General features: G+C 64.1%; 6 protein-coding genes. 3 read left to right on the top strand and 3 right to left on the bottom strand.

Translation table 11 applies throughout. The features are described 5' to 3' along the window. Positions 1-24: 24 nt before the first annotated feature. The 3 genes from QNI87_RS14190 (at position 25) to QNI87_RS14180 (ending at position 7545) form a co-directional block, all read left to right on the top strand. Positions 25-3627 (top strand): hydantoinase B/oxoprolinase family protein, encoded by a 3603-nt coding sequence (locus tag QNI87_RS14190; RefSeq protein WP_300597696.1) that lies wholly within the window; start codon positions 25-27, stop codon positions 3625-3627. After that, the gene (locus QNI87_RS14185) at positions 3624-4841 is read left to right on the top strand and encodes an Nramp family divalent metal transporter (RefSeq protein ID WP_300597694.1); all 1218 of its coding nucleotides are present in this window, start codon (positions 3624-3626) and stop codon (positions 4839-4841) included. Before QNI87_RS14190 ends, QNI87_RS14185 begins: the two co-directional genes overlap by 4 nt. Before the next feature lie 124 nt (positions 4842-4965). Continuing rightward, on the top strand, positions 4966-7545 hold the full coding sequence (locus QNI87_RS14180; RefSeq protein WP_300597692.1) for a M14 metallopeptidase family protein: 2580 nt from the start codon (positions 4966-4968) through the stop codon (positions 7543-7545). 118 nt (positions 7546-7663) lie between these two features. Here the strand turns inward: QNI87_RS14180 and QNI87_RS14175 are convergent, their stop codons facing one another. From QNI87_RS14175 to QNI87_RS14165, 3 genes are all read right to left on the bottom strand, one after another. Further along, positions 7664-9550, bottom strand: coding sequence for a hydantoinase B/oxoprolinase family protein (locus tag QNI87_RS14175; RefSeq protein WP_300597690.1), 1887 nt, complete (start codon positions 9548-9550; stop codon positions 7664-7666). Positions 9551-9674: 124 nt separating this feature from the next. Continuing rightward, on the bottom strand, positions 9675-11723 hold the full coding sequence (locus tag QNI87_RS14170; RefSeq protein WP_300597688.1) for a hydantoinase/oxoprolinase family protein: 2049 nt from the start codon (positions 11721-11723) through the stop codon (positions 9675-9677). Between the two features lie 40 nt (positions 11724-11763). After that, positions 11764-12672, bottom strand: a complete 909-nt coding sequence (locus QNI87_RS14165; RefSeq protein WP_300597686.1) for a hydroxymethylglutaryl-CoA lyase — start codon at positions 12670-12672, stop codon at positions 11764-11766. Positions 12673-12739: the final 67 nt, after the last annotated feature.

The following is a 12739-nucleotide window of genomic DNA, read 5'->3' as shown; positions in this document are numbered from 1 at the left end:
TCGGGGTGGGCACTCGGCTCGATAATGGCAGGCTGGCAATTCTGGATCGATCGCGGAGGCACGTTCACTGATATCGTCGCGCGCGGTCCAACGGGCGCTGTTGAGACCCGCAAATACCTCTCGCACAATCCGGAAAGTTACGAGGATGCCGCCGTCTACGGCGTCCGCCAGTTGCTCGGGCTTTCGCAAGACGAGCCCATTCCCGCAGGTGCCCTCGACGCGGTGAAAATGGGTACGACGGTTGCCACCAACGCCCTGCTCGAACGCGCGGGCGAGCCGACACTGCTCGCCATCACGCAAGGGCTCGCCGACGCGATCGAAATCGGCCATCAGGCGCGGCCTGAAACCTTCGCGCTCGACATCCAAAAACCCGCTGCGCTCTATGGCGATGTCATCGAGATCGATGAGCGCGTTTTGGCCGATGGGACGGTGGATCGTCCGCTTGATCTCGACGACGCGCGGGCGCGACTTCTGGAGGGGTTCGATAAGGGCTACCGCGCGCTTGCGATCGTCCTGATGCACGCGTTCAAACACCCTGCGAACGAACGCGCTGTTGCCGAACTGGCGCGCGAGATCGGCTACACTCAGGTCTCCACCAGCCATGAGGTTTCGCCGCTGAGCAAGATCGTGCCGCGCGGGCAGACCACGGTCGTCGACGCCTATCTGACGCCGGTGTTGAAGCGCTATATCGATCAGGTTGAAAATGGACTGGAATGCGAAGGCGAGGCGGTCCGCCTGCTCTTCATGCAGAGCTCCGGCGGGCTGACCGCCGCCAGCTGCTTCCGCGGGCGCGATGCAATCCTGTCAGGACCGGCGGGCGGGATTATCGGCAGTGTCGCGACGGCCAAGGCGGCGGGCTTTGACAAAGTGATCGGGTTCGACATGGGCGGCACCTCGACCGATGTGTCGCACTACGCTGGCCAACTTGAAAAGGCTTACGAGACCGAAGTGGCGGGTGCCGCCATGCGCGTGCCGATGCTGGCGATCCACACGGTGGCTGCCGGCGGCGGATCGCTGCTGCGCTATGAGGGCGGAAGGCTAAGGGTGGGGCCCGAGAGCGCGGGCGCGGACCCTGGCCCTGCCTGCTATCGGCGCGGCGGCGCACTGGCTGTCACCGATATCAACGCCGCGCTCGGCAAACTCGACGCGCGCTTTTTTCCCGCAATTTTCGGCCCCGAACAGGATCAGCCCCTCGATGTTGAAGCCTCGCGAGCGGGCTTTCAGCGCCTCGCCGAGGCCATTGGCGACGGGCGCAGTGTTGAAGAGGTTGCCGAGGGCTTTCTCGAGATCGCGGTCGAGCGCATGGCTCAGGCGATCAAGCAAGTCAGCCTCGCGCGCGGCTATGACGTCTCGGGGTATGCGCTCAATTGCTTTGGCGGTGCGGGTGGGCAGCATGCGTGCCTGGTGGCCGAGCGTCTGGGGATCGCCCGGGTGCTTATCCATCCTTTTGCAGGCGTGCTCTCTGCCTACGGCATGGGCCTCGCGGATGTGAGCGTCGAGCGGCAAAAGGTGATCGACCAGCCGCTTGAAGACACGCTTGAGCCCGTGCTCATCGCTCACGTCACTGCGCTGGAAGAGGCGTGCCGCGCCGAGCTCGTCGAACAGGGGGCCGATCCCGCCGCAACGCGAACAAGCGCCACGGCGCTGCTGCGCTATCGCGGGACCGACACCGTGCTCACGGTCGGGCTTGCCAACGCCGCGACGATGATCGCCGATTTCGAGGAAGCGCACGCGCGGCAATATGGGTTCATCGCGCGCGAAAAGGAGATCGCGCTCGACACGCTTGTCGTCGAAGTCAGCGCCGGAGGAGCCAAGGCAGGCGAAGAGCTCGCGCCCCTCGTCGAAACCGCGCCGCGCCCGACGGCTCGCACCCGGTTCTACTCCAGAGGGGAATGGCGCGAGGCGCCGGTCTTCGCGATTGACGATCTTGGCCCTGGCCACCAGATAGCAGGGCCCGCCATCGTGACCGAGCCCACCGGGACAATCGTCATCGAACCGGGCTGGGGCGGGACAATCAACACGCTCGGCCATCTTGTCCTGAGCGCTGAGGGCTCTGGAAAGACCGGCTTTGCTGATCCCAGCGTCGCCGATCCGGTTGCGCTTGAGCTGTTCAACAACCGCTACATGTCGATCGCTGAGCAGATGGGCATTGTCCTGCGCAACACCGCGCAATCGGTGAATGTCAAAGAGCGGCTCGATTTCTCCTGCGCGATTTTCGATGCCAGAGGAAACCTCGTCGCCAACGCGCCGCACGTGCCGGTGCATCTGGGTTCCATGGACGAAACCGTGAGGTCGGTGCTGGCCAGTGGGCAAAGCATCCATCCGGGCGACGCGTTTGTGCAGAACAACCCCCATGCGGGCGGCTCACACCTGCCCGATATCACCGTGGTCTCGCCCGTCTTCGACGCCGAGGGCCGCGCCATCCTCTTCTTCGTCGCCAGCCGAGCGCACCATGAGGATGTGGGCGGCCTTTCGCCCGGCTCGATGAGCCCGCGCGGCCGCTCGATCCACGAAGAGGGCGTGCTTCTGGACAATATCAAGCTGGTGGAAGCGGGCGAATTCCAGACGCAAGCTATCGAGGCTGCGCTGAGCGCCGGACCCTATCCAGCACGCAATGTCGGGCAAAACGTGGCCGACCTGATGGCGCAGGTGGCGGCCAACGCTGCGGGAGCGAATGAATTGCGCAAGCTCGTGGCGGATTACGGGCTCGAAGTGGTGCAGGCCTATATGGGCCATATTCAGGACAACGCCGCCGAAGCCGTGCGCCGGTCGCTTGGGGCTCTTGAGGATGGGGCCTTCACGTTGGAGGTCGATTCCGGCGCGCGGATCGAGGTGGCGGTGCGGGTCGACCGCTCCTCGCGCACCGCCTGTATCGACTTTACCGGCACCAGCGCGCAGCAGGAAAGCGCCTTCAACGCGCCCGCAGCGGTCACGCGCGCAGCGGTGCTCTATGTGATCCGCTGCCTCGTTGCCGATGAGATTCCTCTCAACGCAGGCTGCCTGCGCCCGATCGAGATCGTCATGCCGAAGGGCTCCATGCTCAATCCGCGCTTTCCCGCCGCCGTCGTCGCCGGCAATGTCGAGACCAGCCAGGCGGTGACTGACGCTCTGTTTGCCGCGTTTGGCCGTTTGGGCACCGCTCAAGGAACCATGAACAACCTCACCTTTGGCAACGCGCGTGTGCAGTATTACGAGACGATCTGCTCGGGCGCGCCAGCGGGCTCCGGTTTTGACGGAGCGGCAGGCGTGCACACGCATATGACCAACACGCGGATGACCGATCCCGAAGTGCTCGAAGCGCGCTTTCTCGTGGTCCTGGAGGCCTTCGCCATCGATCGCGGATCGGGCGGGCGCGGGCAGTGGTGCGCGGGCGACGGCGTGACCCGCCGGATCCGGTTTCTTGACAAGATGGAATGCTCGATCCTTTCGGACCGCCGCCGCGTGCCCGCGCCCGGCCTTAAAGGCGGCGAAGCGGGGCGGCTGGGGCGGAACACCCTGGTGCGTGCCGGTGGTGGCGAGGAGGATTTGGGCGGATGCGGCGAAGCGTCGGTCGGACCGGGTGACGCCGTCATCATTCGCACGCCAACGGGCGGTGGGTACGGTCCCGCAAGCAAGCGCGGCTCGTGATCGCCCGGTTGCGACAGATCGGCCCCGGGGCTCTGGTGACCGCAGCCTTCATCGGGCCGGGAACGGTCACCGCCTGCACTCTGGCGGGGGCGAACTACGGCTATGCGCTGCTGTGGGCTCTGCTGTTCGCCACGCTCGCAACGATCATCCTGCAGGAAATGTCGGCGCGGCTGGGCCTGATCACGCGGCAAGGGCTGGGCGCCAATCTGGCCGATATCTTCGAGGGTTCGATGGCGCGCTGGCCGTTGATCGCGCTGGTGAGTGTGGCGCTGTATGCGGGCAACGCAGCCTATGAGGCGGGCAATCTCTCGGGCGCGGCGCTGGGCCTTGCGGCGATGGCGGGGGATGGCGATGAGGAGGGCACTTTCCTCCTGGCCGTTCTCGCCATCGCGCTTCTCGCCGCCGGTCTACTGGCAACGGGCCGCTACGCCGTGATCGAGCGCGCTCTGCTGGGTCTGGTGGCGATCATGACGCTGGCGTTTGCGGCGACCTTCGCGATTGTCCGGCCCGACCTCGCGGCGCTTTTACGAGGGCTTGTTACCCCCGCCATTCCCGATGGCTCGCTGCTGACCGTTATTGCGCTCATCGGCACCACGATAGTGCCCTACAACCTTTTCCTGCACGCCTCCGCCGTGGCCCGCAAAGGAGGCAGCGCAAGCGCTCTGGCCGCCGCGCGCCTCGACACCGGCCTCTCGATCGGCGTGGGCGGGCTGATCGCCATCCTCATCGCATCGACGGCGGCCGCCAGCCTTTTTGCAGCGAACATAGCGGTCGAGAGCGCGGGCGATATGGCGCGGCAATTCGACCCGCTTTTCGGCGGCTATTCGAGGCTCTTGCTGGGCGTCGGCCTGCTCGCTGCGGGCCTGAGCAGCGCGATCACGGCCCCGCTCGCGACGGCGTTTGCTATGACCGAGATCTTGCGGCTGGGCGGCGGGCAGGCCTCGCTCAGCTTTCGCCTGATCGCGCTCAGCGTGCTGGCTATCGGTGCCGGTCTGGCGCTGACAGGTACAAAGCCTGTTCAGGTTATCCTCGCCGCGCAATTTGCCAACGGGCTGCTCTTGCCCATCCTTCCGGGCTTTCTCCTTTACGCGATGAACCAGCGCGCGCGGCTGGGCGTGTACGTGAACGGCTTGCTCGCCAACAGCGCGGGGGTCATCGTCGTGCTCATCGCAGCGGGTCTGGGAGCGCGCCTGGTATTACGCGCGCTGCAATAGGTATGATCAAGACGCTTGACGGGGCGCGCCCGTTGGCGTCAAAGCAAACATCGAATTCTCAGGGAAAGGTTTGTCGATGAGGCGAGGGTTTTTCGCAAGAGCGCTAGCGGGATTCGCGGCGCTTATGGCCACGATGGGCGCGGCTCAGGCCCAAAGCTTCCTGCCGGGCGAGTTCGATCCGGCGATCCCGACCGTCACCGACACACTGGGCCACGCGCCAGGCACGCGCATGTCCACCTCCGCCGAGGCGCTGAACTATCTTGAGGCTCTGGCCAAGGCCGCGCCGGACCGCATGAAGATCGTGAATTACGGCGAGACCTGGCAAGGACGCCCACTCAATTACGTCATTCTGTCTGCACCGCAGAACATTGCGCGTCTTGACGCGATCCAGTCGGACCTTGCGACCATCGCTGCGGGCGAGACCGGCAACGGATCGGCGCTGCCGGTCACTTGGCTGGCCTACTCCGTGCACGGTAACGAGGTTTCCTGCACCGATGCGGCGATGATGATGGCCTACCACCTGCTCGCCGCTAAGAACGATCCGCGCGTCGCCAAGATGATGGAAGAAACGCTTGTCATCATCGATCCGGTGCAGAATCCCGACGGGCGTGACCGCTTCATCTACAACTTCCGCTCGAATGTGGGGATTGAGCCGCGCAGCGACCGTCAGGCAGCCGAGCACGATGAGGGTTGGCCCTCAGGCCGCGTCAACCACTACATGTTCGATATGAACCGCGACTGGTTCGCGCTCACTCAGCCCGAAACAAGAGCCAAGGTGAAGGCGATGCTGTCCTGGCGCCCGGTGGTGGTCGCCGACGTCCACGAAATGGGCGGCGATAGCACCTATTTCTTCAATCCGGCCGCCGAACCAATAAGCCCCAACATCACGCAATCACAGCGCCAGGGCTACGAAGTGATCGGGCGCAACAACGCGGCTTATTTCGATCAGATGGGCGAGCCCTATTTCACCCGCGAAGTATTCGACCTGTTCTACCCCGGCTACGGCGACACCTGGAACACACACCAGGGGGCGATCGGAATGACCTTTGAGCAAGGTTCGCCGCGCGGGCTCGTGTTCGAGCGCAGCGATGGCAGTTTGCTCACCTACGCTGAAGCCACGCGCAACCATTTTATCGCCAGCTTCTCGACTGCCGACGCGGTGGCGCAGAACGCTGACCAGTTCCTCTCCAATTACGCTGAGTATCGGCGCGCCAACGCCTCGGGCGCAGCCGGAAGCGGAGCTTATGTTATTGACCTTGCCAAGCGACGCTGGAACGCTGAAGCCCTGGCCCGCCGACTGGTCGGGCAGGGCATTAATGTAGTGCGCCGCGAGGGGCCGGTGAGCGTGTGCGGGCGATCCTATCCGCGCGGCTACCTCGCGGTTCCACAGGCGCAGGGAGCGGCGCGTCTGGTGCGCGCTCTGCTGGATCGCAACACCGAGTTGCCGCGCGAGTTCATCGCCGAGCAGGAAGAGCGGCGCCAGGAGGATCTGGGGCACGAGCTCTACGATGTCACCGCGTGGTCGGTTGGCCTTATGTCCGGGGTTAATGTGGATGTGTGCGGCTCCATGCCCGGTGGTGCACCGGTCTCTGAGGACGCGCCGGTCCCGGCGATCACCGGCGGTTCGGGCGACTTTGCTGTCGCGGTTCCGTGGACCGACAGCGGGCAGGCGCGCCTTGTCACCCTCGCGATCCGCGAAGGGATGGTGGGCCGCTTGACCGATGAGGAATTCACCTCCGACGGGCGCACCTTCCCGCGCGGCACCGTGGTCTTCGGTGCGAAGGCCAACGGGGATGGCGCGCTTGCAAAGATCGAAGCACTTTCAAGCCAAGTGGGCGGGGAAACCGTGCGACTGGCCTCAAGCTGGGTCGAGGATGGTCCCAATTGGGGATCGGGCAGCTTTACGACGTTGACGCTTCCCAAGGTTGCGATCGCCTGGGACGAAGGCGTCTCGCAACTCAGCGCGGGCGCTCTGCGCTTCATCCTCGAGCAGCGCTTTGGCCTGCCGGTGACGCCGATCCGCACCAACCGCTTTGGCCGCACCGACTTCGCCGACTACGACGTCATCCTCATCCCCGAAGGCTCGCCAGCGGGCGTCATGGGATCCAGCGGCATGAGCAATCTGCGCAGCTTCGTGGAGCGCGGCGGCGTGTTGGTCGCGGTTGGGCGCAGCCTTGACGCCTTTACGCGCGGCGACAACCCGATGCTGTCTGTCACCCGCGAAGCGGCGATTGGCAGCGATCTCTCCGATCCAGAAGGCGAGAATGGCGGATCGCTCGCCAAGGCCAGCGAGATTGAGGACGAGGAGAGCTACCGCGAAGCCATCGAGGACGAAAACGCACTGCCCGATTCGTTGCCGGGCGCGTTGCTGAACGTGGTGGCGGACACCAATTCGTTCCTCTCGGCGGGCTATGATGACGGCGGTGTAGTCAACGCCGATGGTTCATCGGTCTATACTCCTTTGAGCCGCGCGAACGGCCTCAATGCGGTACGCTTTGCGAGCGCCGATGACCTGATTGCGAGCGGTTATGTCTGGTCGGAGAACCAGCGCCAGATGGCTTTCAAACCCTACCTGATGGCGCAGCCGACGGGCGAGGGGATGACCATCGCCTTCGCCCACGATCCCTCGACCCGTGGCTACCTCGACGGGCTTGACCTGATGATCGCTAACGCCGTGCTGATTGCGCCTTCGCGGGTCCGGTAGGCGAAGACGTCACGATGTCTGCGCGCTCCTGCGAAAGCAGGAGTCCAGAGAGGGTGGCGCTCGGTTGCACTGGGCTCCTGCTTTCGCAGGAGCGCACAAAGAGCCAGAGCTTATCCCATTAAGCCGCCGCCGTTTTCGGACCCCATTGCGGCGCTTTAGGAGCCGGTAGGCCGGTCTCATGCGTGCAGGTTTCGCGCAGCGTCTCGATCGGCGGGCCGTAGTCGAATAGCGGCAGCTCGCCCCGGCTCGCGCGAAGCTCGGCGCGCAGCGCTTCGGTTTCGTCGGCGTCGATCACGCCGTCCTCATCGGCCACCACGCCATAATCGCGCGCGCCGCCGGGGGTGACGAGACCTTGCCGGATCTCGAGGCCGACGGTTTCGGGATCGCGCTCCAGTGGGTCGCCCCAGCCGCCGCCTCCCCAGGTGATGAAGTGCAGCCGGTCGCCCGCCTTGATCTCGACATCTTCCACCTTGTTGCCGACCACCGTGGTCGAGCCATCGGCGCGTTCGAGCAGTTTTTTGGCGCGCGCGCCCGGAAGGCCGCCATTGACCCCCCAGGGCGGGACGAACCAGCGATCATCGTGAATGGCGATCTTGCCATCGGCGAGGAAGCGGTAGGTCATGTGGATGCCGTTGCCGCCGCGATGCAGGCCAGCGCCGCCGCTGTCGGGCTCGGTCGAATAGCGCTCGATCCGCATCGGGAAATAGCGCTCAAGGAATTCGTTGGGCACGTTGGTAAAACCCGGCCACAGCGAGTGGCCATCCGGGCCATCGCCCAGAGGCCGTCCGGGGATACCGCCAAAGCCGATCTGGAAAAGCTGGAACCATTCGCCTTCGTGTCCGGAGCGGTTGTCCCAGCCCGAATAGAACAGGTGGGGCGAGGAGGAGAATCCGGCCGCGTTCAGGAATTCCGGGGTCTTCTGACCCAGAAGCCCTCCCAGAATATCGAAAATCCGTCCCAGCGCGTGCGTGCGCCCTGACAGGGCCGCCGGGAATTGCGGCTTCAACAGCGAACCTTCGGGAATGCGCACGTCGATGAGATCGTAGAACCCGTCGTTGAACAGGATCTGCGGGTCGAAGACCATGATCATGTAGATGCCGAAAAACATCTTGAACATGTTTTCGTTGAGGAAAAAGTTGATCGAAGCGGCGGATTGCGGGTCGGTGCCTTCGAAATCGAGGATCACCTTGTCGCCTTCGCGGTGCATGGTGCAGGTGATCTTGTAGGGGCCAAAGCCCTTGCCATCATCGCAGATGTAATCGGTGAAGCTCACCGGCTCTTCCGCGACCGCCATCGCGATCAGCGCTTTCATAGCCCGGTGGTTGCGCGCGAGCAGCTCTTGCGTCGCGGAGACATAGACATCGTCGCCAAACCGATCGGCCATTTCGACGATGCGCTTGGCCGCGACGCGGCAACTGGCGATGATCGCGTTGAGATCGGCCTGACACCAATCGGGTTTGCGTGTCTGGTGCATGACGAGGCGCATCAGATCCTCGTTATACTCGCCTCTCTTCCAGATCTTGACCGGCGGGATGCGCACGCCCTCTTCAAAGATCGAAGACGCGTTGATCGGCATCGAGCCTGGCACGCTGCCGCCGATATCGGACTGGTGCCCGAACATCGCGGTGTAGGCGATGAGGCGAGCGTCCTTGAACACTGGCAGCAACACCAACCAGTCGTTCGAATGGCTGACCGCGCCCTCGCACGAATAGGGATCGGAGAGGAAGATCATGTCCCCGTCTTCGAGCGTGCCGTCAAAGCCTTTGAGGAAGCCATCGATGAAGCTGCCGAACTGGCCGACGATCATCTTGCCGGAGGGGTCGGCGATCATCGGGAAGGCGTCGCCCTGTTCGCGGATGCCAGGCGACATGGCGGTGCGCACGAGCGTTGCGTCCATCTCGATGCGCGCGTTGCGCAGGGCGTTTTCGATGATATCGAGCGTCACCGGATCGATATCGATCTTCGCAAAGGGCGTGGCGTTGGTTTCGATGATTTGCGCGGGCATTAGTTTGTCTCCAAGCTGGATTTTGCCGCTTCCCCGCGAAGGCGGGGATCCAGAGCTTTCCGGACACCGGTACTTGTTGCTCTGGGCCCCCGCCTTCGCGGGGGAGCGGTATGAAAATCCAAATTCACTGCAGTTCGATCAGAATGTTTCCCGAAGCGTCGACGGTCGCGACGCAGCCGGTTTCGATCAGGGTGGTGGAATCCATCTCGGTCACGATCGCGGGGCCTGGAATGCGATCGCCCTGCTTGAGCCTGGACCTGTCATAGATCACCGCCGCGCGCTCCTCGCCGTCCATCCAGAGCGTGTGGTCGCGGATCTTGGCTCCGATCGGATCGCCATTGCCTTTGGGGAGCTCAGCGGCGGGCAGCGCGGGCGCTTTTCCAAGAGCCACCGCGCGCAGGTTCACGATCTCGTGCGGGGTGTCCATGTTGAAGGTGAAAAGGCGGCGGTGCTCCTCGTCGAAGCGCGCAAGGATGCCTTCGATCCCGTCGGCTTCGAGCACCGCCTCATCAATGGTGAGCGGCACTTCGAAAGCCTGGCCGGCGTAGCGAATGTCGACTTCGAACTCGGCGGTGATGTCCGCATCGGCCACCCCGTCGGCGAGCAATTCGCCGCGTGTCTGTTCGGCCATTTCGCGCAGGACCGTGACGAGATCGGCAACGCTCGTATCCCTGGCAAGCCTGGAAAAGCTCCGCGCGGTTTCGGTGCGCATGCGCGTCGTCGCGTCGCCCAGCGCGCACAGCACTCCGGGCGAGACAGGCGAGACGGCGGGCCAGCTGCCCATCAGCTTGGCAACTGCGTTGACGTGCAGCGGTCCCGCGCCGCCGAAGCCCATCACCGCAAATTCGCGCGGGTCGTAGCCCTGCTGTACGCTGATCATGCGCAGCGCGCCGAACATGTTCTCGTTGACGATATCGATGATGCCGCGCGCCGCTTCCATCAGGCTGACCCCGAGCGCGTCGGCGATGATCTGCACCGCTTTCTTGGCGCCTTCGCGATCAAGCTGGAAGCTGCCGCCCAGCAGGTCTTCGGGCAGATAGCCCAGCACCACGTTCGCATCCGTTACGGTCGGCAGCTCGCCGCCTTTGCCATACGCGACCGGGCCGGGTACCGCGCCCGCGCTTTCCGGCCCGACACGCAGCGCGCCGGTGAGCTCGGGCACATGCGCGATCGAACCGCCGCCCGCGCCCACGGTTTTCACATCGAGCGCCGACGCGCGCACCGAAAGATGGCCGACCTCGGTGGTGCGCTGGCGGCGCGGCTCTAGCCCCTCGATCAGCGCAACGTCGGTCGAGGTGCCGCCCACGTCGAGCGTGAGAATATTCTTGAGCCCGGCGTTCTTTGCCACCCACAGCGCGCCCGTCACCCCGCCAGCGGGGCCCGACATCAGGATGTTGACCGGGTGCTCTTCGGCCTTCTGGCTGCTCATCAGGCCGCCATCCGATCGCAGCAGCGAAAGCTTGCCTTCGAGGCCTTCGTCTTCAAGCTTATCGCGCAGGTTCGAGACGTACTTACTCACCACGGGGCGCACCGCCGCGTTGGCAACAGTCGAAAGTGTGCGTTCGTATTCCTGCATTTCCGGCAGCACTTCGTGACTGAGCGACACCGGGATGCCGGGTATTTCCTCGGCGGCGATCTCGCCGATCCGCGTTTCGTGCGCGCCGTTGACATAGGCGTTGATCAGGCTGACGGTCAGCGCCTCTATGCCCTGACCTTTCAGCTTGCGTAGCGCTGCGCGCACCGCGTTCTCGTCCAGTCGCCGTACCTCCTTGCCATTAGCGTCCATGCGTTCGGGCACATCGATCGTGTTTTGGAGCGCGGCGAGGGGCTGGGGCTTGGGCCACACGATCCACGCAGCCAGGCCCCCGGGCACAAAGCTGCGCGCTATCTGCATGATGTCGCGATACCCCTCGGTCACGATAAGTCCGACCTTCGCGCCCTTGCCTTCCAGCACGGCGTTGGTCGCGACCGTGGTCCCGTGGAGGAAATAGGCAATGTCCTTGGCCGACACTCCCGCTTCGGCGGTGATCGCCTTCACTCCGTTGAGGATGCCCTCGGAACTGTCGTGAGGGGTGGACGGCGTCTTGTGGCGCCAGAAAGCGCCGTTGCTTTCATCGAACAAGAGCAGGTCGGTAAACGTGCCGCCAACATCGACACCCAATCTGTAGGTCATGCGCTCTCCCTGAGATGGGTCTTTAGGTTTGCGCCCGAACTCACGCCGCGCGGGCTACGAGCGAAGGCAATTCGCGATCGAGAATGGATGCGAACCAGCGATTGGTCGCGATAACTTCTTCAAGGTTCACACCGCTTTCGATCCTGGATGCGTCCATCAGGTAGACGAGGTCTTCGGTTGCAATGTTGCCGGTGGCCCGGGGTGCAAAGGGGCAGCCCCCAAGCCCGCCGAGCGAGGCGTCGAACACCCCCACGCCCGCCTGATAGGCGGCCCAGGCGTTTGCTATGCCGGTGCCGCGCGTGTTGTGAAAATGGCAGCGCATCGGGATCTCGCCCGCCAGCAACTCGCCAAGCTGGCCAAACAGATCGGTCATTTGTGCGGGGACACCGACGCCAATCGTATCGGCAAGCGCGATTTCAATCGGGCCTTCGGCGGCCAGATCTTCAGCGATGGAGAGAACGGTTTCGGGTTTGACCTCACCTTCGAAGGGGCAGCCGAAAGCGGCGGAGATCGTGATTTGTGCGGACAATCCCTCGGCTTTGCAGAGGCGGATCATCTCGCGGTTCTGAGCGATCCCTTGCGCAATGGTCTGACCCTGATTCTTCTGGCCGAACGTGTCGCTCGCCACGATCACGCAGCCAATTTGGTCGATGCCTCGCTTTCCCCCTTCGCGCGTCGCGAGCCCGCGCAGCACGCCGCGCTTGTTGAGGGCAAGCCCGATATAGGTGATGTGTTCGCGGTCTGGCAGGCCAGCGATGACCGCCTCGGCGTCCGCCATTTGCGGCACACGTTCAGGGTGCACGAAGCTCGCCACCTCCAGGCGGCGCGCGCCGTATTCGATCATCCGCTCAACCAGCGCGAGCTTGTCGGAGGTGGAGACGATGTCGGGTTCGTTCTGGAGCCCGTCGCGCGGCCCCACCTCAACCAGTTCGATGCTTTGCGCTACCATGAATCGGGCTCTTGTCCTGCTCCCCAGACCCGCATCCCATACGCAAATTGTATACAAAAGCAAATCT

It is taken from the genome of Erythrobacter sp. (assembly GCF_030066995.1).
Classification (GTDB): Bacteria; Pseudomonadota; Alphaproteobacteria; order Sphingomonadales; family Sphingomonadaceae; genus Erythrobacter.
The sequence above is the reverse complement of the archived record's forward strand: the minus strand, read 5'-3'. Positions and strand labels throughout refer to the sequence as shown.

Bases quoted from the DNA above. Each gene is read 5' to 3' on its own strand.
- QNI87_RS14190 (WP_300597696.1), top strand. From the start codon at position 25: ATGGCAGGCTGGCAATTCTGGATCGATCGCGGAGGCACGTTCACTGAT.
- QNI87_RS14180 (WP_300597692.1), top strand. From the start codon at position 4,966: ATGGCCACGATGGGCGCGGCTCAGGCCCAAAGCTTCCTGCCGGGCGAG.
- QNI87_RS14175 (WP_300597690.1), bottom strand. From the start codon at position 9,550: ATGCCCGCGCAAATCATCGAAACCAACGCCACGCCCTTTGCGAAGATC.
- QNI87_RS14170 (WP_300597688.1), bottom strand. From the start codon at position 11,723: ATGACCTACAGATTGGGTGTCGATGTTGGCGGCACGTTTACCGACCTG.
- QNI87_RS14165 (WP_300597686.1), bottom strand. From the start codon at position 12,672: ATGGTAGCGCAAAGCATCGAACTGGTTGAGGTGGGGCCGCGCGACGGG.